At 64.8% G+C, this 25,622-nt stretch carries 26 protein-coding genes and 1 tRNA gene; 15 read left to right on the top strand and 12 right to left on the bottom strand.

Going from position 1 to position 25,622, the window contains the following annotated elements; all coding sequences use genetic code 11:
• Positions 1-111: 111 nt before the first annotated feature.
• A complete protein-coding gene (gene trxA, locus EJ071_RS04765; protein WP_126097041.1) occupies positions 112-1,107 on the bottom strand; it encodes a thioredoxin in 996 nt (331 codons plus the stop codon).
• Between the two features lie 99 nt (positions 1,108-1,206).
• Complete coding sequence (locus tag EJ071_RS04770) at positions 1,207-1,707, bottom strand: prolyl-tRNA synthetase associated domain-containing protein (RefSeq protein WP_126097042.1); 501 nt, start codon at positions 1,705-1,707, stop codon at positions 1,207-1,209.
• A 206-nt stretch (positions 1,708-1,913) separates the two neighbouring features.
• Here EJ071_RS04770 and EJ071_RS04775 point away from each other — a divergent pair.
• Positions 1,914-1,988: transfer RNA gene (locus tag EJ071_RS04775), tRNA-Gly, on the top strand.
• Positions 1,989-2,080: 92 nt separating this feature from the next.
• On the opposite strand, the gene EJ071_RS04780 is transcribed toward EJ071_RS04775, so the two are convergent.
• Positions 2,081-2,521: an Lrp/AsnC family transcriptional regulator gene (locus EJ071_RS04780; RefSeq protein WP_095782813.1), complete on the bottom strand. Its 441-nt coding sequence runs from the start codon at positions 2,519-2,521 to the stop codon at positions 2,081-2,083.
• A gap of 132 nt (positions 2,522-2,653) precedes the next feature.
• Between EJ071_RS04780 and rocF the strand changes: the two genes are divergently transcribed.
• Both rocF and EJ071_RS04790 read left to right on the top strand, forming a co-directional pair.
• On the top strand, positions 2,654-3,586 hold the full coding sequence (gene rocF / locus EJ071_RS04785) for an arginase (RefSeq protein ID WP_126097043.1): 933 nt from the start codon (positions 2,654-2,656) through the stop codon (positions 3,584-3,586).
• 2 nt (positions 3,587-3,588) lie between these two features.
• Positions 3,589-4,647, top strand: coding sequence for an ornithine cyclodeaminase (locus tag EJ071_RS04790; protein ID WP_126097044.1), 1,059 nt, complete (start codon positions 3,589-3,591; stop codon positions 4,645-4,647).
• Between the two features lie 211 nt (positions 4,648-4,858).
• On the opposite strand, the gene EJ071_RS04795 is transcribed toward EJ071_RS04790, so the two are convergent.
• The 5 genes from EJ071_RS04795 to EJ071_RS04815 form a co-directional block, all read right to left on the bottom strand.
• Positions 4,859-5,860: a substrate-binding domain-containing protein gene (locus EJ071_RS04795; RefSeq protein WP_126097045.1), complete on the bottom strand. Its 1,002-nt coding sequence runs from the start codon at positions 5,858-5,860 to the stop codon at positions 4,859-4,861.
• Positions 5,861-5,882: 22 nt separating this feature from the next.
• Positions 5,883-6,899 carry an ABC transporter permease gene (locus tag EJ071_RS04800; protein WP_126097046.1) on the bottom strand — a complete coding sequence of 339 codons (1,017 nt, stop codon included), beginning with the start codon at positions 6,897-6,899 and terminating at the stop codon, positions 5,883-5,885.
• Complete coding sequence (locus tag EJ071_RS04805) at positions 6,896-8,398, bottom strand: sugar ABC transporter ATP-binding protein (RefSeq protein WP_126097047.1); 1,503 nt, start codon at positions 8,396-8,398, stop codon at positions 6,896-6,898. The genes EJ071_RS04800 and EJ071_RS04805 overlap by 4 nt, the downstream gene beginning before the upstream one ends.
• A 133-nt stretch (positions 8,399-8,531) precedes the next feature.
• Complete coding sequence (locus EJ071_RS04810; protein ID WP_126097048.1) at positions 8,532-9,497, bottom strand: sugar ABC transporter substrate-binding protein; 966 nt, start codon at positions 9,495-9,497, stop codon at positions 8,532-8,534.
• A 129-nt stretch (positions 9,498-9,626) separates the two neighbouring features.
• Entirely contained in the window at positions 9,627-10,493 is an 867-nt protein-coding gene (locus EJ071_RS04815; protein ID WP_126097049.1) for a LysR family transcriptional regulator, read from the bottom strand.
• A 107-nt stretch (positions 10,494-10,600) separates the two neighbouring features.
• Here EJ071_RS04815 and EJ071_RS04820 point away from each other — a divergent pair, with 107 nt between their 5' ends.
• Both EJ071_RS04820 and EJ071_RS04825 read left to right on the top strand, forming a co-directional pair.
• Positions 10,601-11,245, top strand: a complete 645-nt coding sequence (locus EJ071_RS04820) for an NAD(P)H-dependent oxidoreductase (RefSeq protein WP_189521417.1) — start codon at positions 10,601-10,603, stop codon at positions 11,243-11,245.
• Complete coding sequence (locus EJ071_RS04825) at positions 11,242-11,568, top strand: multidrug efflux SMR transporter (protein WP_126097051.1); 327 nt, start codon at positions 11,242-11,244, stop codon at positions 11,566-11,568. Before EJ071_RS04820 ends, EJ071_RS04825 begins: the two co-directional genes overlap by 4 nt.
• A 3-nt stretch (positions 11,569-11,571) precedes the next feature.
• On the opposite strand, the gene EJ071_RS04830 is transcribed toward EJ071_RS04825, so the two are convergent.
• Complete coding sequence (locus EJ071_RS04830; protein WP_126097052.1) at positions 11,572-12,591, bottom strand: LLM class flavin-dependent oxidoreductase; 1,020 nt, start codon at positions 12,589-12,591, stop codon at positions 11,572-11,574.
• Positions 12,592-12,699: 108 nt separating this feature from the next.
• Positions 12,700-14,193 (bottom strand): aldehyde dehydrogenase family protein, encoded by a 1,494-nt coding sequence (locus EJ071_RS04835; protein ID WP_126097053.1) that lies wholly within the window; start codon positions 14,191-14,193, stop codon positions 12,700-12,702.
• A 197-nt stretch (positions 14,194-14,390) separates the two neighbouring features.
• Between EJ071_RS04835 and EJ071_RS04840 the strand changes: the two genes are divergently transcribed.
• Together EJ071_RS04840 and EJ071_RS04845 are read left to right on the top strand one after the other, a co-directional pair.
• Positions 14,391-15,146 carry a COG4280 domain-containing protein gene (locus EJ071_RS04840; RefSeq protein WP_126097054.1) on the top strand — a complete coding sequence of 252 codons (756 nt, stop codon included), beginning with the start codon at positions 14,391-14,393 and terminating at the stop codon, positions 15,144-15,146.
• Positions 15,143-15,358, top strand: a complete 216-nt coding sequence (locus EJ071_RS04845; RefSeq protein ID WP_126097055.1) for a hypothetical protein — start codon at positions 15,143-15,145, stop codon at positions 15,356-15,358. Before EJ071_RS04840 ends, EJ071_RS04845 begins: the two co-directional genes overlap by 4 nt.
• A gap of 257 nt (positions 15,359-15,615) precedes the next feature.
• Here the strand turns inward: EJ071_RS04845 and EJ071_RS04850 are convergent, their stop codons facing one another.
• Positions 15,616-16,248, bottom strand: a complete 633-nt coding sequence (locus tag EJ071_RS04850; protein WP_126097056.1) for an isoprenylcysteine carboxylmethyltransferase family protein — start codon at positions 16,246-16,248, stop codon at positions 15,616-15,618.
• A 200-nt stretch (positions 16,249-16,448) separates the two neighbouring features.
• On the opposite strand from EJ071_RS04850, the gene EJ071_RS04855 reads away from it, so the two are divergent.
• The 4 genes from EJ071_RS04855 (at position 16,449) to EJ071_RS04870 (ending at position 20,123) form a co-directional block, all read left to right on the top strand.
• Positions 16,449-17,126 carry a winged helix-turn-helix domain-containing protein gene (locus EJ071_RS04855; RefSeq protein WP_126097057.1) on the top strand — a complete coding sequence of 226 codons (678 nt, stop codon included), beginning with the start codon at positions 16,449-16,451 and terminating at the stop codon, positions 17,124-17,126.
• A 56-nt stretch (positions 17,127-17,182) separates the two neighbouring features.
• On the top strand, positions 17,183-17,563 hold the full coding sequence (locus EJ071_RS04860; protein WP_126097058.1) for a YkvA family protein: 381 nt from the start codon (positions 17,183-17,185) through the stop codon (positions 17,561-17,563).
• A 4-nt stretch (positions 17,564-17,567) separates the two neighbouring features.
• Positions 17,568-18,947 carry a HAMP domain-containing sensor histidine kinase gene (locus EJ071_RS04865; protein WP_126097059.1) on the top strand — a complete coding sequence of 460 codons (1,380 nt, stop codon included), beginning with the start codon at positions 17,568-17,570 and terminating at the stop codon, positions 18,945-18,947.
• A gap of 249 nt (positions 18,948-19,196) precedes the next feature.
• Positions 19,197-20,123: an IS110 family transposase gene (locus EJ071_RS04870; RefSeq protein WP_245460308.1), complete on the top strand. Its 927-nt coding sequence runs from the start codon at positions 19,197-19,199 to the stop codon at positions 20,121-20,123.
• A gap of 271 nt (positions 20,124-20,394) precedes the next feature.
• Here EJ071_RS04870 and EJ071_RS04875 read toward each other — a convergent pair whose 3' ends face one another.
• Positions 20,395-21,264: a helix-turn-helix domain-containing protein gene (locus EJ071_RS04875; RefSeq protein ID WP_126097061.1), complete on the bottom strand. Its 870-nt coding sequence runs from the start codon at positions 21,262-21,264 to the stop codon at positions 20,395-20,397.
• Positions 21,265-21,370: 106 nt separating this feature from the next.
• Here EJ071_RS04875 and EJ071_RS04880 point away from each other — a divergent pair, with 106 nt between their 5' ends.
• From EJ071_RS04880 to ugpC, 4 genes are all read left to right on the top strand, one after another.
• Complete coding sequence (locus EJ071_RS04880) at positions 21,371-22,639, top strand: ABC transporter substrate-binding protein (RefSeq protein ID WP_126097062.1); 1,269 nt, start codon at positions 21,371-21,373, stop codon at positions 22,637-22,639.
• A 182-nt stretch (positions 22,640-22,821) separates the two neighbouring features.
• The gene (locus EJ071_RS04885) at positions 22,822-23,682 is read left to right on the top strand and encodes a sugar ABC transporter permease (protein ID WP_126097063.1); all 861 of its coding nucleotides are present in this window, start codon (positions 22,822-22,824) and stop codon (positions 23,680-23,682) included.
• Positions 23,679-24,515 (top strand): carbohydrate ABC transporter permease, encoded by an 837-nt coding sequence (locus EJ071_RS04890; protein WP_126097064.1) that lies wholly within the window; start codon positions 23,679-23,681, stop codon positions 24,513-24,515. The genes EJ071_RS04885 and EJ071_RS04890 overlap by 4 nt, the downstream gene beginning before the upstream one ends.
• Before the next feature lie 12 nt (positions 24,516-24,527).
• A complete protein-coding gene (gene ugpC / locus EJ071_RS04895; protein WP_126097065.1) occupies positions 24,528-25,613 on the top strand; it encodes a sn-glycerol-3-phosphate ABC transporter ATP-binding protein UgpC in 1,086 nt (361 codons plus the stop codon).
• Positions 25,614-25,622 lie beyond the last annotated feature (9 nt).

Genomic DNA, 25,622 nt, shown 5'->3' on the forward strand with positions numbered 1-25,622 from the left:
GGCCTGCCTATCCAACCATTTGTCGGCAGGGCAGGCCACTGCCCCCTATCTGGCGCAGCCGCCGCCGCGCGCAAGCCCCCTTGCCCGACAAAGGAGCCGGCGGCAACGCGCTCACGAGAACAGCAGCGACGAAAGCTTGCGCCGCGCCGCAAGCGTCGCCTCGTCGGTCATCCCCCATGCCTCGAAGAACTTCAAGAGCTGCGCCCTGGCGCCGTCGTCATTCCATGTCCGGTCGGCCTTGACGATTGCCAGCAAATTGTCGGCGGCCTGCATCCGCTCGCCGCGCGCGTTCTGCACCATCGCCAGGTCGAAACGCGCCTGATGATCGTTGGGATCGGCGGCGAGCCGGCGCTCGAACTCGGCCGGATTGCCGAGCGCCGCCGCCTCCGCGGCCAGCGTCATCTTAGCGCGCAGCGCGGCGATCGCCGGCGCGTCTTTCTTGTCCTCGGGCGCTTTGCCGAGCACCGCCTCGGCGCCTTGGCTGTCGCCGGCCTCGAACAGGATCTCGCCAAGCCCGGCAATCGCCTCGATGGTTTCGGGCGCCTGCTCGAGGATCGCGTCATAGATATCGGCCGCGGTCTGGACATCGCCGGCCTCGCGCGCCTCGCTGGCCGCGGCAAGCGCATCCGTGATCTGCGACGCCGCGCCGCCGCCTTTGCCGCCGACCTTCTGGATGAACTGCGTGATCTGGCTTTCGGGAATGGCGCCCATGAAGCCGTCGACCGGCTGGCCGTCCTTGAAGGCGATGACCGCCGGAATGGACTGGATGCCGAGCTGGCCGGCGACCGAGGGATGGTCGTCGATGTTCATCTTGACCAGCTTGACCTTGCCGCCGGCGGCCTGGACCGCCTTTTCGAGCTGCGGCGTCAGCTGCTTGCAGGGGCCGCACCAGGGCGCCCAGAAGTCGACCAGAACCGGCTGGCGGCGCGATTCCTGGATGACGTCGGCCGCGAATGTCGCGGTCGTGGTGTCCTTGATCAGGTCGGCGGCCGCCGGCGCCTCGCCGAGCGACACCTTGGCGCGGTCGCCGCCGCCATACTGGACGGATTGGGCGTACTGGCCGGCATTGCCGCCAAATGAGCCGCTGAACGGATTGTCGTCACTCATGTCGTCGCCCTTTCGGTCGCGCCGCCGCCGGCATGAAGGCGCGGCGCGTCATTGTCGGATTTCGGTTTCGCCATCCATGTGGCGATCAAGCCCTGACTTTCAAGATAATGAGACTTTCAAGATAACAGCATCGTGGCCGGTTGCCTCGACGAATCTGACGAGATCGGCGGCGGCGATGGTCGTCGTCGCCTCGTTGGTCAGCGGATGGCCGTTGATGACATCGTGGCTCATCAATTCCTGGTCGAGGACGACCTTCACCCGGCCGGCCGTGTCGTTGATCAGGCCGAAGACGGTGACCGCGCCAGGAATGACGCCGAGCAGCTCCATCAGCATTTCCGGCTTGCCGAAGGACACGCGCCCGGCGGCGCCGATTAGATGGTGGATCTGCTTGAGGTCGACCACCGCCTCCTCGCCGACGGTGACGAGAAAGAAATTGTCCTTCTTGTCCTTGAGGAAGAGGTTCTTGGTGTGCCCGCCCGGGATCTCGCCGCGCAGCGCCTGCGAATCGGCGACCGTGAACAATGGCGGGTGGCGCACCGTCGAGACGGAGATGCCGAGATCGGCAAGAAAGGCATAGAGCTCGGCTTCGGTCTTCGGCATCGGTCCTCACTTCGTCTTGAAGGTCATGCCGTTTACGGCCAACGATGCCCTCGGGCAAGACCGCCGGGCCGGGCCAACGGAATCCGCCGGTTCGGAACGAACCTTCAATGCACGAAGAGCTAGCTCCAAAAAGACCATCATTTCCCTGTTGCAATCGCCGCGCTCTTCGGCCATATAGGCGCGGCTTGCGGCCCAAGGCCGCGCGAGCGGGTGTAGCTCAGGGGTAGAGCACAACCTTGCCAAGGTTGGGGTCGGGCGTTCGAATCGCCTCACCCGCTCCAGTTTCCTTCAGGGGATCAAGCAAACGAAAAGCCGCGGTTTTCCGCGGCTTTTTCGCGTTTGGGGCCGACGCTCCGAAAGTAGCTTCCGCCTCCTACCCCAGCCTGGCCCTCGTCGTCCGCGGCGTCGCCAGCAGCAGGCTGGTTTCGCTTCCCGTTATCCCTGGAATCAGCCTTATCCGCCGCAGCACGGCGTCGAAATCGGTCAGCGATGCGGTGCCGAGCTCGACCACCAGGTCCCAGCGGCCGTTGGTGGTGTGGATGGTCGACACTTCCGGAAAACCGCCGAGCGCCCTGATCACGCGGTCGGCGGCGTGGCCCTCGATCTCGATCATCATCACGCCGCGTATCTTCTGATCGACCGCGTCGGCGCGCAGCACCACCGTGTAGCCGATGATCTCACCGGATTTTTCCAGCCGCTCCATGCGCGCCCTGACGGTGGCGCGCGAGACGCCGAGATCGAGCGCGAGATCGGAGACGCTGCGCCGCGCATCGTGCCTCAGAAGCGTCACCAGCCTTTCGTCGAGCGCGTCCATGCTATTCCATTTCGATCAAATCATCTGTCCAATATGATAGATTGATCTTTTCGAAATGCCAATTTTCCCTATTCAAACCGCCAGGCAGCGATGGTTCAATCCTTCAATCAATCGCAAGGGCTAAAAAGAATCATGCGCTGCAGGATCGTCGGCGCGCCGGTACAGGACGGCGCAGGCAGGATGGGATGCGAAATGGGACCGAGCGCGCTGCGCACCGCCGGGCTCGTCTCGGTGCTGTCGGAACTCGGCCATGAGGTCGAGGACTGGGGCGCGGTGCAGCCGGCCCAGGCGCGCGCCGTCGTCCACGGCAATCTTGCGCTCAAGGCCCTGCCGGAGATTTCCGCCTGGACGTCGGCGATCGCCGAGGCCGCCTATACGGCGTCGAGCGACGCCATGCCGATCTTCCTCGGCGGCGACCACTCGATCTCCGCCGGGACGGTCTCCGGCGTGGCGCGCCGCGCCGCCGAACGGGGCCGGCCGCTTTTCGTGCTGTGGCTCGACGCGCATCCGGATTTCCATACGCTCGACACCACCACCAGCGGCAATCTGCACGGCGTGCCGCTCGCCTATGCCAGCGGCCGGCCGGGTTTTTCGGGCTATTTCCCGGACCTGCCCACGGCGGTCGACCCCGCCCACGTCTGCACCATGGGCCTGCGCAGCGTCGATCCGGCCGAGCGCCGCGCGCTGAAGGAGGCTGGCGTGACCGTGCACGACATGCGCGCCATCGACGAGCACGGCATCGCCCCGCTGCTGCGCGCCTTCCTGGCGCGCGTCGAGAAGGAGAACGGGCTCTTGCATGTCAGCCTCGATGTCGATTTCCTCGACCCGTCGATCGCGCCCGCCGTCGGCACCACCGTCCCCGGCGGCGCCACTTTTCGCGAAGCGCATTTGGTGATGGAGATGCTGTCCGACAGCGGCCTGGTCTCCAGCCTCGACCTGGTCGAGCTCAACCCGTTCCTGGACGAGCGCGGCCGCACCGCGACGCTGATGGTCGACCTCACCGCCAGCCTGATGGGCCGCCGCATCATGGACCGCCCGACCCGCAGCCATTCCGGAAGCCTCTGACCATGACCCAGCCCTCCCGCCTTGCCATCGTCCCCTTCGTCAGCGTCGACCGCATGATGAAGCTGGTGCTCGCCATCGGCGTCGAGCGGTTCCTCACCGAGCTCGCCGCCTATATCGAGGAGGATTTCCGCCGCTGGGAGCTGTTCGACAAGACGCCGCGCATCGCCTCGCACAGCCATGACGGCGTCATCGAGCTGATGCCGACCAGCGACGGCAAGATGTACGGCTTCAAATATGTCAACGGCCATCCGAAGAACATGCGCGAGGGCCGCCAGACCGTCACCGCCTTCGGCGTGCTCGCCGATGTCGGCTCGGGCTATCCGATGCTCTTGACCGAGATGACGATCCTGACGGCGCTGCGCACCGCAGCCACTTCCGCCGTCGCGGCCAAATATCTGGCCCCCAAGGGCAGTCAAGCCATGGCCATCATCGGCAACGGCGCCCAGTCCGAGTTCCAGGCCATCGCCTTCAAGGCTTTGCTCGGCGTCGATAAGCTGCGGCTCTACGACATCGACCGTTCGGCCTCGGAAAAATGCGCCCGCAACCTGGCGGCCAAGGGTTTCGACATCACGATCTGTTCGACCGGGCAGGATGCGGTGGAAGGCGTCGACATCATCACCACGGTGACGGCCGACAAGCAGTACGCCACGATCCTCACCGACAACATGGTCGGCTCCGGCGTCCACATCAACGCGGTCGGCGGCGACTGCCCCGGCAAGACGGAGCTCCATCGCGACATCCTCTTGCGCTCCGACATCTTCGTCGAGTTCCCGCCGCAAACCCGCATCGAGGGCGAGATCCAGCAGCTCGACGCCGACCATCCGGTGACCGAGCTGTGGCAGGTGATGACCGGAAAGGCGCAGGGCCGCAAGACGAAGGAGCAGATCACGCTGTTCGATTCCGTCGGCTTCGCAACGGAAGATTTTTCCGCGCTGCGCTATGTCCGCGACCAGCTCCAGGCGACCGGCCTCTATGAGGAGCTCGACCTGCTCGCCGACCCCGACGAGCCGCGCGATCTGTTCGGCATGCTGCTGAGGGCCGCCATGCAGCCGGCGGCGTGAGGGAATGAGCTCGTAATCTCCCCCCTTGAGGGGGAGATGGCCGGTCCACCCTCCGCAGCTGCAGCGCAGCTGCTGCGGAGGACGGGCAGGCCAGAGGGGGTCGGTCCGACTGGGCTCGGCTGCTTGTGCAGATGGAGGTTGGCGCTTCATGCGCAGCGACCTCCTCTGTCGCCTTCGGCGACATCTCCCCCTCAAGGGGGGAGATCACGCGCTACTTGCGCAAAGCCGCGCAGCTTTCCCTTTCGATGAGCACAGGCGCCAGCACCTCCCGGCGCGAGGGCGCGGTCGGCTCGCCGAGGCGCTCGAGCAGCAGGCTCACGGCCCGCGTGCCGATCTTTTCGACCGGCTGCGCGATCGTCGTCAGCGGCGGCCAGGTGGTGACCGCATAGGGAATGTCGTCGAAACCGACCAGCGACATGTCGTCGGGGACATGCAATCCGCGAGAGCGCAGCGCGATGATGGCGCCCATCGCCATCAGGTCGTTGCAAGCGAACACGGCCGTGATATCCGGCGCCTGCCCCATCAGCCGCTCCATCGCCAGCCGGCCGCCGGCGAAATGATAGTCGGAATCGACCACCGATGATGCCGGCAGTTCGAGGCCCGCTTCCTCGAGCGCCCGGACAAAGCCGCGCACGCGGGCAGGGCTGGAGCTGGAATCGCGCGGGCCGCCGATGACGCCGATCTTTTTGTGGCCGAGCCCGACCAGATAGCGGCCGGCGAGATAGCCGCCATGGTCGTGGTCGACCAGCACGGAATCGACATGGACGGAATGGATCTCGCGATCGAGCAGCACCGCCGGCACGGCGGCGGAAAGGCTCGCAAACACGCGCGCATGGTCGGACGAGCCGGCGAAGATCAGCCCGTCGATCTGCTTGGCCATCAGCACCGACAGATAGCGCTCCTCCTTCTCGGCGCTGCCGTCCGAATTGCACAGGATCACCGTATAGCCGGCGACGAAGCCCGCGTCCTCGATCTGGCGCGCGACGCCGGCGAAGAACGGGTTGGAATTGTCGGGCAGCAACAGGCCGATGGTCTTGGTCTCGCCGCGCCTCAGGCTGCGCGCCAGCGAGTTCGGGCTATAGCGCAGGGCCGCGATCGCCGCGCGCACGCGCTCGGCCGTCTCCGGCTCGACATGGCGCGTGCGGTTCATCACATGCGAGACCGTTGCGACGGACACCCCCGCATAGCGCGCGACATCTGCAATCGTCGTCATGGTCCCTGGTCCCCGCGCTCCCTTAACGGATTTTGCGCAACAGCCTCTCCCGGTACGCGTCTAGAATGACGGCCAGCACGATGACAAGGCCAATCACGATCGGTTTGAAATTGTCGCCGACGCCGAGCAGCTGCAGCCCGGTGCTCAAGACCTGCAGGATGCAGGCGCCGACCAGCGTGCCGATGATAGAGCCTTTGCCGCCGCTGAGGCTGGTGCCGCCGATGATGACGGCGGCGATGGCGTTGAGCTCGTAGCCGACGCCGGCGATCGGGCTGCCGATGTTGAGGCGCAAGAGATAAACCATGGCCGCGATGCCGGCCGTCAGGCCGCTGATGGTGAAGGCGGCGACCTTGTAGAAATCCGGATTGTGGCCGGAGAGCCGCACCGCCTCGTCATTGGTGCCGACGGCGAAGATCATCCGGCCGAAAACGGTGAAGCGCAGCACGAACCAGCCGGCCGCGATCACCAGCACCGCGACCAGGAAGATCGAGGGCAGGAAGCCGCCGATGATCAGATTGCCGAAATCGACGAAGCTTTGCGGCAGGCCGGTGATGGTCGAATTGTCGCTGACGACGCGGGCAGCGCCCGCGGCCATGTTGAGCATGCCGAGCGTGACGATGAAGGAAGGGATCTTCCAGCGCGTCGAGATCCAGCCGTTGAGGAAGCCGCAGGCAGCACCCGTCGCCATGCAGGCGAGCAGCGCCAGGGTGATCGCGACGGCCGGCGACAGGCTCTCATCGATCATGACGGTGGCGCCGACCACGGTGCAGAGCGCCAGCACCGAGCCGACCGAAAGGTCGATGCCGCCGGTGAGGATGACGAAGGTCATGCCAGCCGCCAGAACGGTGTTGATGGCGATCTGCACGAAGATCTTCAGCGCATTGCCGGGCGTGGCGAAATAAGGCGCTGTGACCGAGAAGAACAGCGTGATCAGCACAAGGGCCAAGAGCACGCCGGCGTCGCGGACCAGGAAGCGCAGGAACTTCGCCCGTCCAGGAGAAACAGGCGCCGCCACCAGGGATTCGGACGTCTCGCTCATGGTCGAACATACTCCTGATAGGCGAGCGACAGGATGCGCTCCTGGTCGAATTCGGCGCGCGGCATCTCGCCGACGATCTTGTTCCTGGAAAAGACGATGATGCGATGGCACATGCCCATCAACTCGGGCAGGTCGGACGAGACCATGATGATGCCCTTTTGCTGCGCCGCCAGCATCCACAAGAGCTGGTAGATCTCCCGCCGCGCGCCGATGTCGACGCCGCGCGTCGGCTCGTCGAGGATCAGCGTCGAGGTGCCGCGGAACAGCCATTTGGCCAGCACCACCTTCTGCTGGTTGCCGCCGGAGAGATTGCGCACCGCCTGTTCGATCGAGCTCGCCTTGACGCGCAGCTGGCCAACGAGATCGTTTGCTGCCGCACTCTCCGCCCGGCGGTTGACCAGCCCGTGGCGCGAGACCTTGCCCAGATCGGTGATGGTGATGTTCTTGTCGACCGCCAGGTCGAGCAGCAGGCCCTGCCCCTTGCGGTCCTCGGTGAGCAGGCTGAGCCCATGCCGCACCGCATCTTTCGGTGCGGCGATCGCCACCGGCTTGCCGTCGATCTCGACGACGCCGTCAAGCTTGGGATCGGCGCCGAACAGCGCCCGCATCGCTTCCGTGCGGCCGCTGCCGACCAGGCCGGCGACGCCGAGGATCTCGCCATGGCGGACCGCGAAGGAGATTTCGGGCGTCGTGGTGCTGCGCTTCAGATTGGTCACGCTGAGCGCGACCTTGCCCGGCACGACCCTGGCATCGAAGCCGAATTCGTCGGCGATGTCGCGGCCGATCATCATGCGCACGATATCCGGCACGCTGAGGCCATGGAGGTCTCGGCTCGCGACCAGCCTTCCATTGCGCAGCACGGTCACCCGGTCGCCGATCTCGAACACTTCGTGCAACCGGTGCGAGATGTAGATGATGGTGACGCCCTTGGCCTTCAGCCGCTTGATGATGGAAAAGAGCCGCCCGATTTCGGGCGGCGTCAGCGTCGCCGTCGGCTCGTCCAGCACCAGCAGCTTGCTGTCGTAGCTCAGCGCCTTGGCGATCTCGACCAACTGCATCTGGGCGACGCCGAGCGCCTCGACCCGTGTCCTCGGGTCGACGTCGAGGCCGACCTCCTTCAGCAGCGCGACGGCGCGTCGGTTGAGCGCCTTGCTGTCGACGATGCCGAAGGCGCGGCGCGGCAGGCTTTCCAGCATCAAATTCTCGGCGATGCTGAGATAGGGTAAAAGGTTGAGCTCCTGATGCACGATGCGGATGCCGCGCTGCTGCGCATCGTGCGGCGTCTTCGGCTGGTAGGGCTGGCCGTTGAAGGCGATCGTGCCCGCGTCCGGCTGGTAGATGCCGGCGAGCAGCTTGATCAGCGTCGACTTTCCGGCGCCGTTCTCGCCCAGCACGATATGGGTCTCGCCGCGCGCGATCGACAGCGAGACCTCGCTTAGCGCGACGACGCCGGGAAAGATCTTCCCGACCCCTTCAAGGGAAAGAATCACATCGTCCATGCAGCGGCAATCCTGAACAGCGCTCTTCTACCGCAAAGGCGGTGCGAATGCGCGATCCATCGCCGCCGGCGGTTTGCCGGCGGCGACGACGAGACAAGCGAGCGCCGGAGGGAGTCCCAGCACCCTGCTCGCCTCAGGCGGTGATCAGCTTGACGTCGGTCTTGACCCAGCCGGAGAATTTCTCGCCGGCAAGCTCGCGCATGCCATAGTCGATGCCCATCGCCGCCATCTGCGCGCCGTACTGCTCGACGGTGGCGAGCATCTTGCCTTCCTTCAGCAACGGACCGACGGCCGGGATGTTGTCGAAGCCGACGACCTTGATCTGGCCGGACTTGCCGGCCGCGTCGATCGCCTTGACGACGCCGAGCGCCATCGAATCGTTGGCCGCCATCACGCCCTGGATATCCGGGTGCTGGGTCAGGAAGTTGGTCATCAGCGTGTTGGCTTCCTCGGTCTCCCAATGCGCGGTCTTGGAGTCGAGCAGGTCGAGGCCGTGCTCCTTCACCGCATCGTCGAAGCCGAGCTTGCGCTGCTTGGCGTTGTCGGCCTCCGGATTGCCCTCGAGGATGACGACCTTGCCGCCCTTGCCCAGCGCCTTGCCGAGCGCGTCGCCGGCAAGCTTGGCGCCGGCGCGGTTGTCCGGACCGAAGAAGGCGAGATCGACGCCGGCCTTCTTCTTGGCCTCCTCGTCGAGCGCGACGTCGATGTTGATGACCTTGATGCCGGCCTTCAGCGCCTTGGCGATCGGCGTCACCATAGCCTTCGAATCGGCGGGCGCGACCACGATGATGTTGTAGTTCTGGGTGATGAAGTTCTCGATGGCGTCGACCTGGGCGGCGAAGTCGCGCTCGTCCTTCATGCCGACGGCGGCGAAATCGAACTTGTCCTTGTTCTTGGCCGCGTACTCCTCCGCGCCGGCCTGCATCTGCTTGAAGAACTCGTTGGCGAGAGACTTCATGACCAGACCGACCTTCGGCTTGTCGGCGGCGAGCGCCGGTCCAAGCGGCAAAGCGAGCGCGCCGGCCGCCAGCGCGCTGGTCTTAAGGAACTGGCGGCGCGAGAACGGGCCAAGCCCAAGTGTGTGTGAAATCTTGCTCATGCTCTCCTCCACTTTGATTGAGCCGTAATCGGTTACGTAACCGATTACGCGGCAGACTAGGGTGCAATTTTATCAGGAGTCAATATCGATGGTAAGACAGAGATGGAGCGCGGCCTCGGCTGTGACAGCTCAACCGTTCGGCTGTCCTAGCCCCTGAGCGCCGGCATTCAACCGCGCCCGCAGCCATTTTGCCGAAAAATCGCTGAACGCCCGCACTCTTGGATTTCCTCTGAGGTCCGGGTGGTAGAGCACCCACAGTTCCGAGGCGAGCGCATCGATGGTTTCGCCGGCGCGCGCCAGCCGGCGCGCGGCGCCCAGATAATCCGGCAGCAACGCCCGTCCCCAGCCGGCCTCGGCGGCCGCCGCGGCGGCGGTCAGGCTATTGACCCTTAGCCTGATCTCGTCCTCCGTGACATTCGCCTTGAGCCATTGTGCCGCCGGCAGGGCAGACAGGACAGCGTCAAAGCCGATCCAGCCCCCGGCGGCCGACACATCGGCTGCGTAGACGGCATAGGAAAAGCGCGCCACGCGCCGGCCGACAAGCGTTTCCGGCGGCGTCAGCGTTGGCCGGATGGCGATATCGGCTTCCCGCCGGCCGAGATCGGCAAAGCCGTTGTTCACTTCCAGCGACAGCGCGATGCCGGGGTGCGCGGCGCTGAACGCCTTGAGACAGGCTGAGGCGGTTTCCAGCAGCGTGTCCGCCGTCGTCACGTTGAGCGTTCCGACCAGGCGGTCGTCCAGCGCCGCCACGCGGCGCTCGACCTTGGCTAGCCGGTCCCGCAAATCGTCCGCCGCTTCGAGGAAAGGCTCCGCCCTACCGGTCGGCACAAGAGTGTCGCCGAGACGCTCGAACAGCGCGCCGCCGATTCGCCGCTCGAGATCCCTCAGCTGCCGGTAGATGGTCGCGGTATGGGTGCCGAGCCTTGCCTGCGCGCCTCGCACGCCGCCCGCCGCCGCGATCGCCGCAACCAGCCGCACATCGTCATAGTCGATCATATTCGCATCCCTGCGAGCGAGAATAGCGAAATTGCTAAATGCGCTCGCATCCCTGCGAACATATATCGCGATCCGGAAACAAACCAGCAGCCTCACCGGAGAAAGACATGAGCCGCATCCTGCACATCGAAGCTTCGCCGCGCGCCGACCGGTCCTGGTCGAGCAAGGCCGCGAGAAATTTCCTCGCACAGCTTAAAGAGCAACTGCCGAAGATGGAGGTCGACCACTTCAACATCTGGACCGCCATCCTGCCGACCTTCGACGGCGCGGCGATCGACGCCAAATACGCCAAGCTTAGCAACACGCCATTGACCGACGCGCAAAGCCGGGCCTGGAAGCTGATCGGCCACTATGTCGCGAGGCTCGACGCGGCCGACGCGATCCTGATCTCGACGCCGATGTGGAATCTTGGCGTGCCATACCGGCTGAAACATCTGTTCGACCTGGTGACGCAGCCGGGCCTGAGCTTTTCCTTCAACCCCGCGACCGGCTATTCGCCTCTACTGCGCGCGCGGCCGACTGCGGTCCTCATGGCAACCTCGGGCGACTTCACCGAAGGTCCGAGCCATGGCCGGCCGGATCTCGCGACGCCTTACCTGCGCACCGCGCTTGCCTTCATCGGCTTGAAGGACGCCGACATCGCGCATGTCTCGCCCACGATCGGTCTGCCGGAAGCGATGGAAGCCGGAGCCAGGCGGACCGAAGGCGAGGTGCGGCGGCTCGCTGCCAGCTTTGCGGCGAGGCTCGCATGAGCCAGTCGCTCGCATGGCTGCTGCTCGTCATCTCGGGTGCCACCGACGTCGGCTGGGCGCTGGCGACCAAGAAGTCGGCGGGATTCTCCGAGCCGGTCTGGTCGGCAGTCTCTCTGGTGCTGCTGGTCATCTTCATCGCGCTGCTGACCAAGGCGCTGACCGTGCTGCCGCTCGGCACCGCCTATGCGGTCTGGACCGGCATCGGCGCCGTCGGCTCTTTAGCCGCCGGCATCGTGCTGTTCGGCAAAAGCACCGACGCGGTCCGCCTCGTTTTCGCCGCCGTGACGATCCTCGGCGTCGTCGGGTTGAAGGTCAGCTCGTGAAAATCACCGCCAGCCGAGCGCCGGCGCGACGTGCTTCAGGATCGCCTCGATGACATGGGCGTTGTAGTCGACGCCGAGCTGGTTGGGCACGGTGATGAGCAGCGTGTCGGCCTCGGCGATCGCCTGGTCCTCCCTGAGCTGCTCGATGAGCACGTCCGGTTCGGCGGCATAGGTGCGGCCGAAGACGGCGCGCTTCTCCGGTTCGATATAGCCGAAATGATCCTGGCCCTCGCTGCTGCCGAAATAGGCGCGGTCCATGTCGTTGACCAAGGCAAAAATGCTGCGGCTGACCGACACGCGCGGCTCCCTGGCGTGGCCGGCCTCCTTCCAGGCGGCACGGAAGGCGCGGATTTGCTCGGCCTGCTGGATGTGCAGCGGCTGGCCGCCCTCGTCGAACTTCAGCGTCGAGCTCTGCAGGTTCATGCCGAGCTTGCCCGCCCATTCGGCAGTGGCATTGGTCGCGGCACCCCACCAGATGCGCTCGCGCAGGCCCTCCGAGAACGGCTCAAGGCGCAGCAGCCCGGGCGGGTTCGGAAACATCGGCCGCGGATTGGGCTGCGCGAAACCTTCTCCGCGCAGCAAATCGAGAAAAATCTCGGCGTGGCGGCGCGCCATGTCGGCATCGGTTTTGCCCTCTTCCGGCACGTAGCCGAAATAGCGCCAGCCATCGATCACCTGCTCGGGCGAGCCGCGGCTGATTCCCAACTGCAAACGCCCGCCGGCGATGAGGTCGGCGGCGCCGGCATCCTCCGCCATGTAGAGCGGGTTCTCGTAGCGCATGTCGATGACGGCGGTGCCAAGCTCGATGCGCTTGGTTTTCGCGCCGGCCGCGGCAAGCAGCGGGAAGGGCGAGCCGAGCTGCCGGGCAAAATGGTGGACGCGGAAATAGGCGCCGTCGGCACCGAGCTCCTCGGCCGCGACCGCCAGGTCGATCGACTGCAGCAACGCGTCGGCGCCCGAGCGCGTGCCCGATTGCGGCGAGGGCGACCAATGCCCGAAGGACAGAAATCCGATCTTTTTCATGGCTCCATTCCTGCTGGAGCGGCCCATTGACCGCTCAAATCCCCTGTCGCTCCAGCAGATAGCCAGGGCGGTGCCGCGATACAACGGACACCGAACGGATACAGACCGTCAATCAGTACGGATCCAGACGCCCTTGGTGTTTAGAAATTCCTCGAGATGCTCGCTGCCGCCCTCGCGGCCGTAACCGCTCATCTTGTAGCCGCCGAAGGGCACGGCAGGGTCGATCGCGTGATAGGTGTTGACCCAGACCGAGCCGGCGCGCAGCCGGTTGGCGAGCTGATGCGCCTTGCCGACGTCGCGCGTGAACACGCCGGCGCCCAGCCCATAGGGCGTGTCGTTGCCGCGCCGCACCGCTTCGTCCAGCGTGTCGAAGGGCAGCGCCGAGATGATCGGCCCGAAAATCTCCTCGCGCGCGATGCGCATGTTGTCGGTGACGCCGGAAAAGATGCCCGGCGTCATGAAATTGCCGGCAGCCAGCGCGCCCTCGGTGATGCGGGTGCCGCCGGTCACCAGCCTGGCGCCCTCGCGCGCGCCGTCCTCGATGAAGCCGCTGACGCGTTCGAGCTGTTTTGGCGAGATCAGCGGCCCGATTTCGGTCTCGGGATCGGCGCCGTCGCCGATCCTGAGTTTTGCCGCGAAGGCCGCGACGCGCTCGACGAACTCCTCATAGATCGGCCGCTCGACGAAGAGACGCGAGCCGGCGATGCAGACCTGGCCGGAATTGGCGAAGACCGACATGGCGGCGACCGGCACGGCGCGCTCGATATCGGCGTCGGCAAGGACGATCACCGGCGACTTGCCGCCGAGCTCCAGCGACACGCGCTTCATGTTGGCGGCCGAGGCGCGCAGGATCGCCTGGCCGGTGGCGGTCGAGCCGGTGAAGACCACCTTGTCGACATCCATATGCGCGGCCAAGGGCGCGCCGGCTTCCGCGCCCGTGCCGGTCACGACATTGACGACGCCGGGCGGCACGCCGGCCTCCTGCATCAGATCGGCGATCAAGAGCGGCGTCAGCGGCGCTTCCTCCGATGGCTTCAGGACGATGGTGCAGCCGGTGGCCAGAGCCGGGCCGATCTTCCAGATCGAGGCGGCGGTGGGCGCATTCCAGGGGATGATCGCGCCGACAACGCCGACCGGCTCCTTGCGCGTATAGGAGACGATCTCGCCCGGCAGCGAATTGCCGATCGCCTGGCCATGGATCGACGTCGCCATGCCGGCATAGAAGCGCAGCATGCCGAGCACGCGATTCCGGTTGGCCAAGGTGCGCGTGATCGGCATGCCCATGTCGGTGGTGTCGGAGAGCGCGAGCTCCTCCCAATGCCGCTCCATCACATCGGCGATCTTGAGCAGCAGCACCTGGCGCTCATAGGGCTTGAAGCGGCTCCACGGTCCTTCGAAGGCGCGGCGCGCCGCGGCGACCGCAAGGTCGATATCCTTCGCGTCCGATTGCGGCACGGTAGCGATCACGCCGCCGGTGGCGGGATTGCGCGTTTCGAAAGTCCGGCCGCTCACCGCATCGCGCCATTCGCCGCCGATCAGCATCTGGCGGTGCCGGCCGTCGATGGGAGTGCGCAGGGAAAGGTCTTGCAACGGTATCGTCATCTTGAACACATTCCCCGATGAACCGTGGCGTTATGGCACCGGCCGGTACGCCGGTGCAAGTTCGGCTCACGGCTGGATATACGGCGGGCGGGCGCGTATCCGATCCGCCATAGTTTGGGCTTCATGGCCGATTGAACAAGGCCAGGCTGGCCGTTATCAGATGACGGGCGGCAAAATGCCGGAGCACGGTATCCTCCATGCACGATCTGACACCCGTTCTCTCCACCGTGACGGCTTCCTTCCTGGCGTCCTTCGTCGAAGTGGTCGAGGCCTTCACCATCGTGCTTGCCGTCGGCGTGACGCGCGGCTGGCGCCCGGCGCTGACGGGTGCCGCGCTGGCGCTCGCCGTGCTAGCGGGGCTGGTGCTCGCCTTCGGGCCGCTGCTGGCGCTTGTCCCCATCGCCCTGCTGCAATACGCCGTCGGCGTTCTGCTCGTCCTGTTCGGCATGCGCTGGCTGCGGAAAGCGATCCTGCGCAGCGCCGGCGTCATCGCGCTGCGCGACGAAGAGGCCGCCTTCTCCAGGGAAACCGACGCGCTCGCCCGCCAGGCCGACGACCGTCGCGCCGACTATCTGGCTGGCGTCGCCGCCTTCAAGGCGGTGCTGCTCGAAGGGGTGGAGGTCGTGTTCATCGTCATTGCCGTCGGCGCGGCGCATGGCCAGACGCTCTATGCCAGCGTCGGCGCGCTGGCGGCCTTCGTCCTGGTGATGCTGATCGGCCTCGCCGTGCACCGGCCGCTGGCGCGCGTGTCGGAAAACGCGCTCAAATTCGTCGTCGGGCTGATGCTGACCAGCTTCGGCATCTTCTGGACCGGCGAGGGCCTCGGCGCCGAATGGCCTGGAGAGGATCTCGCTCTCCTCGGCATCTTCGCCGTCGTTGCCGCCGCATCCTTCGCCATCGTGCGCCGGCTGCGAAACACCTACGCCGTGCCCGCCGGGGGAATTGCCCAATGAAAATTATCCGCCTCGTCCTGAAGGAGCTTTTCGGCATGTTCGTCGACGACGGCAGCCTGGCGCTGCTGGCGCTGATCCTGATCGCGCTGATCACCGCCGCGGTGAAGCTTTTGGCGCTGCCGCCGCTCGCCGGCGGCGTCCTGCTCCTCGCCGGCTGCCTGGCGATTCTTTTGGAAAGCTCAAGGCGCGGCGCGCGCGGCAAGGTGCGCTGATCAGCGTTCATTTTCTGTGAAATCAGCGCAAAACGCTGGGAGGTTGGCGGAAGCCGCCCGAACCTCGTCATCCCAGGGCGGAGCAGCCGCGAAGCGGCGTCGCGGAGACCCTGGGATCCATTCCGTGACCTTGATCGAAAAACGCAGCGGAGCAGAATTCTGCACCGCAGCAGCACTCCTGCGTCACGGAATGGATCCTTGGGTCTGCGCGGTACGCTTCGCTTCCCGCTCCGCCCAAGGATGACGATCGCGATGAACTAATAGACGGTGAACAAGGTCGGCAGCATGCCGGCCGCGCGCAAATACTCGACCGTCTCGATGAGCGGGAACAAGGCCAGGAAATAGAGCCCGTCCCAAAACGTGCTTTTCAGCGCGCTGGTAGAAAAGACCCAATGGTCCTGGTCGCGATAAAGCAGCGGATTCGGCCAGAAGCGCGGCGTCCGCTCGGCATAGGCAGTGTAGGCGGTGCCGAACCTGGCCGTCAGGAACTCGGCCTCCCGGCCGGCGGTGAAGCGGAAGACAAGGAAGCTTGCGAGGCCCAGCGCCGTCGCCGCCAGCACCGATCCGAACATCAGCCCGATGCCGATGACGCCGATGGTCGAGAAGAAATAGAGCGGGTTGCGGGTCATCGAGAACGGGCCCGAGACGATCAGCTCGTCATTCTTCCTGCCGCCGACATAGAGGATGCTCCACAGCCGGCCGAGAAAGCAGATCAGCACGAGGCCGAAGCCGGTCATTTCAACCAGCTCGTGCCCGTTCGAGCCTTCGCTGAGAAACGGCCTGGAAAAAAGCAGCAGCACGATGGCCAGCACCGCGGCGACCTGGACGACGATCAGGCGCTTGTGCTGGTCGAACGCTTTCGGCGCCGACTTGAGCGATGTGTAAGCCACTGGTGTCAATACTCCGGTGCCGCAGGGACGTCGGACCTCACTAGCCTTTCTCCCGACCGATGGCGAGGCCTCGGCAGTATTTCCGGCCATTCTTACGAATTTGTAAGGCCGCGGACAGGCATGCGTAAGTCCGGCTTGTGGGAATGGATCATCGCCGATGCTACCATGCCGATTGCGATGGACTCCGGACGATAGGCCAAATGCGACTTCTGCTGGTTGAAGACGATCCAAGGACCGCCGACTACGTCGTCAGGGGGCTGACCGAGGCCGGGCACGCCTGCGATCTCCTGCGCAACGGCCATGACGCGCTCTCCGCCGCCACCCGCGATGCCTATGACGTGATCGTGGCCGACCGCATGGTCCCCGGCCTCGATGGCTTGTCGATGATCAAGGCGGTGCGGGCGGCGGGCGTCAAGACGCCGGCCATATTCCTGACCTCGATCGGCGGCGTCGACGACCGGGTCGAGGGATTGGAGGCCGGCGGCGACGACTATCTGGTCAAGCCGTTTGCCTTTTCCGAGCTGCTTGCCCGCATCAACGCGCTCGGCCGCCGGCCGGCGGCGCAGGAGCAGAAGACTTGGCTGCGCGTCGCCGATCTCGAAATGGACCTGATCCTGCGGCGCGTGACCAGGCAGGGCCAGGCGATCGACCTGCAGCCAAGGGAGTTCAGCCTGCTCGAGGTGCTGATGCGCGGCGAGGGCCGCGTGATTACCCGCACCATGCTTCTGGAGCGCGTCTGGGATTTTCACTTCGACCCCAAGACCAGCGTCGTCGAGACCCATATCAGCCGGTTGCGGGCCAAGGTCGACAGGCCGTTCGACGCGCCGCTGATCCACACGGTGCGCAACACCGGCTACAGCCTGCACGCGCCGGGTTGACGGTCCATGCCTGATCGCATCTCGCGCCTCCGGCCGGCTGTCCGTATATAAGCGGTATGTCGATGCTGGACTCTGCAAGACAATGGGCGCGTCGCATGAAGCGCGACGTCGTGGCGCTCTGGCTCGCCGCCCGCGATCCACGCGTTCCCTGGTACGCGAAGGCCGTGGCCGGCGCGGTTGCAGCCTATGCTCTCAGCCCTGTCGACCTCATTCCGGATTTCATTCCGATCATCGGCTATCTGGACGACCTTGTGATCGTTCCGCTCGGCATCCTGCTCGCGGTCAAGCTGGTCCCGGCCGGACTCATGCGGGAATTCCGCGACGAGGCCACGCGCCGCGCCAAGCCGGTCAGCCTTACCGGCCTGATCTTCATGATCGCGGTCTGGATAGCGGCGGCGATGGCGCTGCTATGGCTGTTCTGGCCGAAGTCCGTCTAGGGCGATGAAGGAAACACGCGTCAGCCTGCTGCGCAGCACGCCGTTCCGGCTGGCGCTGACCTTTGCCTTCCTGTTCGTGCTCGCCTTCATCCTGTCCGGCGCGATCGTCTACCAGCTGATGAGCGCCGACCTCGCCAGACGGCTCGATCAATCGATCAAGGAGACCTATTCGGTCGTCGCCCTGACCTATGCGGAGAACGACAAGGAAGATCTTGTCGCCTCGGTCAACAACAATGCCGACCTCAGCCCGGACAAGGACCAGCTTTTCTCGCTGAGCGGTCCCGACGGCAACCATCTGGCTGGAAATTTCACCGCTTCCGGCCTGCCCGACGGTTTCTCGATGTTCTCCGCCAGACTGCCGGGCGTGCCGCCCGACACGATGTATCGCGCCTATACGGGCGAGGTCGGCGGCAACAGCCTGACGGTCGCCTCCTCGCTCGCCGAGACCGACGAGCTCAAGAGGATCGTGCTGATGAGCTTCGGCTGGGGCACGCTGTTCATCACCGGCCTCGCGATCGCCGGCGGCGCCCTGCTTGCCGCGCGCGTCCAGCGGCGCCTCGACGGCATTGCCGCCACCATGGTCGACGTCTCGCACGGACGGCTCGACGCGCGCATCCCGCTTATCGGCAACGGCGACGACATCGACGCCGTGTCCACCCAGGTGAACGCCGCGCTCGATCGCCTGTCGGCGCTGGTCGAAGGGATGCGGGAGGTCAGCGCCAATATCGCGCATGACCTGAAGACGCCGCTCAACCGGCTGCAGATGATCCTGGAGCAGGCCGCCGACAAGACGGCATCGGGCGAGGATGTCGCCAGCGAGCTGGCCGACGCGCGCGCCGAGAGCCGGCAGATCAACGAGACTTTCGACGCTTTGCTTCGCATTGCTCAGATCGAGGCTGGCGCACGCAAGGCGCGCTTCGTCGATCTCGATGTCGGCGACGTCGTCGACACCATCGGCGAAGTCTATGCCGATGTCGCGGAGGATGACGGGAAGTCCCTGATCACAGAACTCGTTCCGGACGCGAAATGGATTATCCACGGTGATCGCGACCTGCTGATGCAGATGCTCGCCAATCTGGTCGAGAACGCCATGCGGCATTGCCCGCCGCGCACGGCGATCGAGCTATCGGTCACGCGTCGGGACGACCGCATCCTCGTCCATGTCCGCGACAATGGCCCCGGCATCCCGGCGGAGGAGCGCGAAAAAGTCTTCCAGCGGCTTTACCGGCTGGATTCCAGCCGCACGACGCCGGGCAGCGGGCTCGGCCTCAGCCTCGTCAAGGCGGTGGCCGACCTGCATGGCGCCACGATCACGCTGGAGGACAACAATCCGGGGCTTGCCGTGATCGTCAGCTTCCCGGCGGTGCGAACTCCGGAAGCCTGAGGCAGTTCCCCGACACCGGGTCGTCATTCTAGGGCGGAGCAAGGAGCGAAGCGACGCAGCGCAGACCCTAGAATCCTGTGTGTTGGTTCTGGTGTATGGTTGAAGTGGGAAGGAGACCGAGTGGATCCTGGTCGTCCTTTCGGACAGGCCGTGGCATGGCCCGGTCCCTTCCCACCGGTGAACCATCAACCTGAACAGTTGCACGGGGCTGTTCCAAGCAGACCCCGCACCACAGGAAGAGGCGTGGACATGATAATGCAGAACTATGTCGGCTGCGACATCTCAAAGCAGTGGCTGGACTTTTTTGATGAGGCAAGCGGCCGTTTCCGGCGCATCGACAATCAGGCCGACGCGATCGCGGCCTATGTGGCGGGCCTTGATCCCAGTCGGGACTTTGTCGTCATGGAGGCGACGGGGGTGCATGACCGGCTGCTGCGCCATGCGCTGGCCAAGGCCGGCGTGCCGTTCTCGCGGCACAACCCGGCCCATACCCACCACTATGCCAAGTCGACGAGACGGCGCGCCAAGACCGATCCTCTCGATGCCAGGATGCTGAGCGACTACGGCCGTCGCTATCACCCTGAGGCCGAGCCGGCGCCGAGCGAAGAAGTCGAGCGGCTTCAATCGCTTGCCGGCCACCGCGATCACCTGGTCAATATGCGGGCAACGGCGAAGAAGCACCTCGCCGAGGCCTTCAATGAGATCGTCATTGCCGATCTGGAAGAAACGATCGCTCACTTCGACACGCGCATCAAGGCGCTCGAGAGCCTGATTGCCGAAGTCATTCGTCAAAACCAGGGCACCGCTCGCGACCATGCGCTGATGGTCTCCGTGCCCGGTGTCTCCAAGGTCGGCGCGCTCTCGCTGCTGGCGCTCCTGCCCGAGCTCGGCCAGCGCTCACCCAAGGCGATCGCCGCGCTCGTCGGCCTTGCCCCGTTCGACAACAAGAGCGGCAAGCTCACACGCAGGAGCCAGATCCAGGGCGGGCGATCACGCGTGCGCCGCGCCCTCTACATGGCAGCCCTCACAGCCATCAGAACCTGTGACCGGTTCAAGTCCTTCTATACCGCACTTGCCGCCCGATCAGGCTCCAAGAAACTTGCTATCATCGCCGTAGCAAGGAAGCTCCTGGTCGTCCTCAACGCCATCATCCGCGACAAAACCGCATTCGCATGAACACAGTTGCCATGCCGTTACCTTAGCCAAGGAGCGCAACGGAGCAAAATTCTGCACCGTGGCGGCGCTTCCAAGTCACGGCATGGATTCTATGGTCTGCGCCGCGTCGCTTCGCTTGCTCCGCCATAGAATGACGAAGCGAAAGGCATTTCGGCCGATCTCCAAGGCATTGCCACCTGCCTGCGCCGAGGAACCCGAGCAATTCCAGGAGAGAGGTGCGCAGCGGGCGCGTCGGCAGGGAGACTCCTGCCGGCGACGACTGTTGGCCATTTTACCGCGCGGCTCCCGCCCTGCGGAAATCGGAGGGCGACATGCCGGCGAGCTTGCGAAAGGACTTGTTGAAGGCGCTGAGCGAGCCGAAGCCCGAATCCATCGCGACCTTCAGCACATTGGCGCCCTCATGCATCAGCAGCGCCTGCGCATAGCTCAGCCGCAACAGGTTCACATATTCGTTGAGCGTCATGCCGGTCGATTTCTTGAACAGGCTCATGGCGTATTTGGGATGGATGTCGGCGGCTGAAGCGATGTTCACGCAGTCGATGTCGTAGAGGAAATTCTCGGCGATGAAATCGCACATGCGCCCGACATTGCGCGAGGATTGCTGGTCGAAGGCGCTGCCAGCCCCGTGTCCGGAGGCGGTTCCCGGCACCAGCCGGTACGGGTCGAACCGCACCCGCTCGAGCCGCAAGAGCAGCTCGTTCACGGCGTGTTCGGCCTTGGCCGGATCGCCGGAGCGCGCATAGTCGTTCCAGCGTTTGAAATTGTCGTCGTCGGATTGGTCGGTCGCATTCGTCACCAGCGTCGCGCCGGTCATCAGCCGGTGGCGGACATCGGCCGGCAAATGCAGCCGGAAGAAATGCACCAGCGGCAGATGCGCGCCGGCATAGATGGCGTCGCCGCTCAGATCGTCCATCTGGTGCGGCAGCCCGCCCCAGAACAGGCACATCTCTCCGGCTGATAGCGCGATTTCATGCTCGGCCATGCGATAATGTACGCTGCCGCGTACGATGAAATTGACCTCGACCTGGGCATGCCAGTGCGGCTTCAGCATCACCAGCGGGTGATTGTGGAACATCTGGAGAGCCAGAGGCAGGCCTTCGACGCTGCTGGCGCCCGGCTGGTAGAACGGTCGCTCGGACATCTTACTTTCCGCCAACTTCTTATTCCCTTTGTCGGGGACAAGCCTTCCGCGCCGCATAATCTAGCCATGCTCACGGTGAGAGAGCAAACGAAATGGGAGGATTTCAATGCGCACCACACTGACCTGCGCCACGTTGGCGCTCGGCCTCGGCTGCAGCCCCGCTTTGGCGCAATCCGGCGAACTCACGATCTGGAGCTGGAACATCGCCGCTTCGTCGCTGAAATCGACGGTCGAAGGCTTCAACAAGAAATACCCCGATATCAAGGTCACCGTTCAGGACCTCGGCAACCAGCCAACCTATGACAAGTCGATCGCCGGCTGCGCCGCCGGCGGCGTCGGCCTGCCCGACATCGTCTCGATCGAGAACGGCGAGGCCGAGAACTACTGGAGCCAGTTCCCCGACTGCTTCGTCGACCTGCACACGCTGGGCTACACGGCGGAAGACCAGAAGAAATTCCCCGACTTCAAGCGCACCGAGCTCGAGGTCGGCGACAAGGCCTATGCCATGCCCTGGGATTCCGGCCCGGTAGCCGTCTTCTACCGCCGCGACTTCTACGAGAAGGCCGGTGTCGACCCGGCATCGATCAAGACCTGGGACGATTTCATCGCCGCCGGCAAGAAGATCCAGGCCGCCAATCCCGGCGTCACCATGACCAACGCGGATTTCAACGGCGACACCGAATTCTTCCGCATGATCTCCAACGAGCAGGGCTGCGCCTATTTCGCCGAGGACGGCCAGTCGATCACGGTCAACCAGCCGAAATGCGTCGACGCCATGACCAAGGTGAAGGAGATGAAGGACGCCGGCATCGTCTCCTCGGCCGACTGGTCGACCAAGATCACCAACAACACCGCCGGCACCGTCGCCACCCAGGTCTATGGCGGCTGGTATGAAGGCACGATCCGCACCGAATCGCCGAAGGAAAACGGCAAGTGGGGCGTCTATCTGATGCCGAGCCTGACCGCCGACGGCCCGCGCGCCGCCAATCTCGGCGGCTCCTCCTTGGCCATCACCTCGGCCTCGAAGAACAAGGAAGCCGCCTACGCGTATCTCAAATACACGCTGGAGACGAATGAAGGCCAGATCACCATGCTGAAGGATTTCGGCCTGGTGCCCTCGCTGATCTCGGCGCTCGACGATCCCTATGTCGCGCAGGGCCAGCCCTACTGGGGCGACCAGGCCGTTTGGAAAGACATTCTCGCCACGCTGCCAAAGGTCGTGCCGAGCCGCGGCACGCAGTTCCAGAGCGACGCCGAGATCATCCTGCGCGCCGTGCAGACGAAGTACCTGGCCGGCGGCTACGCGGATGCCAAGGCAGCGCTCGACGACGCCGCCAGCCAGATAGCCTCGGCGACGGGTTTGCCGGTCAAGTAGCGCCGCCTCCCCTTCTCCCCTTGTGGGAGAAGGTGGATTGGCGCGCAGCGCCAAGACGGATGAGGGGTGTTGGACGGATTGCCGTCGTTGCCAAGCTGGAACACCCCTCATCCGGCCGCTTCGCGGCCACCTTCTCCCACAGGGGGAGAAGGGAAAGACAGACGAAAGGAGGAGGAAACACGATGCGCTACCGCAACGCCACCGCGTATCGCTTCCTCACGCCCTATCTGCTGATCTTCGCCATCTTCTGGATCTGGCCGATCATCAGCTCGTTCCTGATCTCCTTCCAGGCGACCCGCACCGTGCCGTGGCGCTTCGCGCCGACCTTCAACTGGGGCCGCCTGATCGGCGACCCCGCCTTCTTCAACGCGCTGAAGAACACCCTGCTGATCCTGGTCATCCAGGTGCCGGTGATGATCTCGCTGGCGATCGTGATGGCGGTGCTTTTGAATTCGCCGCTGCTCAAGGCGCGCGGCCTCTACCGCTTCGCTTTCTTCGCCCCGGTCGTGGTCGGCGAGGTGGCCTATTCGGCGGTGTTCCGGCTGATGTTCAGCCTCGATTTCGGCATCGTCAACAAGCTCTTGAACAGCGTCGGCCTGCCCAAGGTGGACTGGTTCTCCAACGTCACGCCGGCGATGGCGCTGATCATGATCGCGGTGACCTGGCGCTGGGCCGGCTACAACGCCATCATCATCCTTGCCGGCCTGCAGTCCATCCCGGAGGACGTCTATGAGGCGGCGACGCTCGACCGCGTCAGCAAGGTCAAGCAGTTCTTCCACATCACCCTGCCCCTCTTGAAGCCCGTCATCGTTTTCTGCGCAGTGCTGTCGATCATCGGCACGATGCAGCTCTTCACCGAACCTTTTCTCATCACCGAACGCGGCGGGCCGGGCGGCGGCACGGAAACGCTTGGCCTGCTGCTTTACCGCCAGGGCTTCCGCTCGCTCAACTTCGGCTATGCCTCGGCCATCGCCTACACCATGGCGGGGCTGGCGATCGCGATCACTTTGGTGCAGCTCTGGCTGACGAGAGAGCCGAAATGACCTCGCGCTCTCAAAGACGGCTCGGCCGCAGCATCCTTCTACATCTCGTCCTGACGCCGCTGGCGCTGGTCTGGCTGTTTCCGTTGTGGATGATGGTGGTGTTCTCCACCATGCCCGACTACGGCATCTTCAGCCCCAGCATCGAGCTGCTGCCGCATGACAATTTCCTCGACAATGTCAACAATCTGCAGCGCGACACCAATTTCATCGGCGCCATCGGCATCTCCGTTTCGGTGGCGGTGACCTACACCTTCCTGTCGGTGCTACTCACCTCGATGGCCGGCTGGGCGCTGGCGCGCTACGAGTTCGCCGGCAAGGGCATGGTGGTGGCGATCATCCTCGGCACCATCACGCTTCCCTACGCGGTGGTGCTGATCCCGCAATTCATCATGGTGGCGCGCGACTTCCAGCTCGCCAACACCTGGATCGCGCTGATCGTCCCGCCGCTGTTCAATTCGCTGGGCGTGCTCTTCATGCGCCAGGCTTTTTCGATGATGCCGGCCGAGCTGTTCGATGCGGCGCGCGTGGAAGGCGTGAAGGAGTGGCGCATCTTCCTCTTCGTCGCGCTGCCGCTGGCGCGGCCGATGCTGGCGGCATTGGCCATCATCCTCTTCCTCGCCTCGTGGAACAATTATCTGTGGCCGCTGCTGATCAACAGCCAGCCCGGCGCGATGACGGCGCCGGTGGCGCTCGGCACGCTGATCGGCCTCACCAAGGTCTCCTGGGGCGGCCTGATGGCCGGCGCGGTGATGCTGACGGTGCCGATGCTCATCGTCTTCGTACTGCTGCAGCGTCATTTCATCGCCGGCATCGCCGCCGGCGCGGTCAAGTAGGATAGGAGCGAAATGGCCGCCGTCACACTCACCAATGTCGTCAAGCGTTTCGGCACCTTCGAAGTCGTCCACGGCGCCGACATCGACATCGCCGACGGCGAATTCGTCGTCTTCGTCGGCCCATCCGGCTGCGGCAAGTCCACGCTTCTGCGCATGATCGCCGGGCTGGAGGACATCAGCGGCGGCAAGATCGCCATCGGCGGCAAGGTGATGAACGACGTCGAGGCGGCCGACCGCGGCATCGCCATGGTGTTCCAGTCCTACGCTTTATACCCGCACATGACGGTGGAGCAGAACCTCTCCTTCGGGCTGAGGATGAACGGCAACCCGAAGGCCGACACCGAACGGCGCGTGAAACGCGCCGCCGAGATCCTGTGCATCGACGAATTGATGCAGCGGCGGCCGAAGCAATTGTCCGGCGGCCAGCGCCAGCGCGTCGCCATCGGCCGCGCCATCGTGCGCGAGCCGCAAGTGTTCTTGTTCGACGAGCCGCTGAGCAACCTCGACGCGGAGTTGAGGGTCCAGATGCGGGTCGAGATCGCGCGCCTCCATAAGGAGCTCGGCGTCACCATGGTCTATGTGACGCACGACCAGACCGAAGCGATGACGCTTGCCGATCGCATCGTCGTGCTGAAGGCCGGCAATGTCGAGCAGATCGGCGCGCCGCTCGACCTTTATGACGACCCGGCCAACCGTTTCGTCGCCGGCTTCATCGGCTCGCCGAAGATGAATTTTATTGCGGCGAAAGTCGTCGAGACGTCCAACAGCGCAGCAATCGTCGAGCTCGTCAACCATGGCGGCGCCCGGCTGCGCAAGCCGCTTTGCGAGCCATTCCCCGCGACGGGCGCCGAGGTCGTGCTCGGCGTCAGGCCGGAGCATTTCTTCGAAGCCGGCGAGGGCGGCTGCGACATTCCGGTCAAGGCCGACGTCGCCGAGCATCTCGGTTCCGTCAGCTATGTCTACGCCGATGCCGGGTCCGAGGAGCTGATCATCGAGCGCGAAGCTGCCCGACAGCGCGCCAGCGGCGATCATTTCACGGTCTCGATCAAGGCGGAGCGTTCGCTGCTCTTCGACAAGACAGGGGCGAGGATCCGCTGACCCAGTTTC

Source organism: Mesorhizobium sp. M1B.F.Ca.ET.045.04.1.1 (assembly GCF_003952465.1).
GTDB classification, from domain to species: domain Bacteria; phylum Pseudomonadota; class Alphaproteobacteria; order Rhizobiales; family Rhizobiaceae; genus Mesorhizobium; species Mesorhizobium shonense.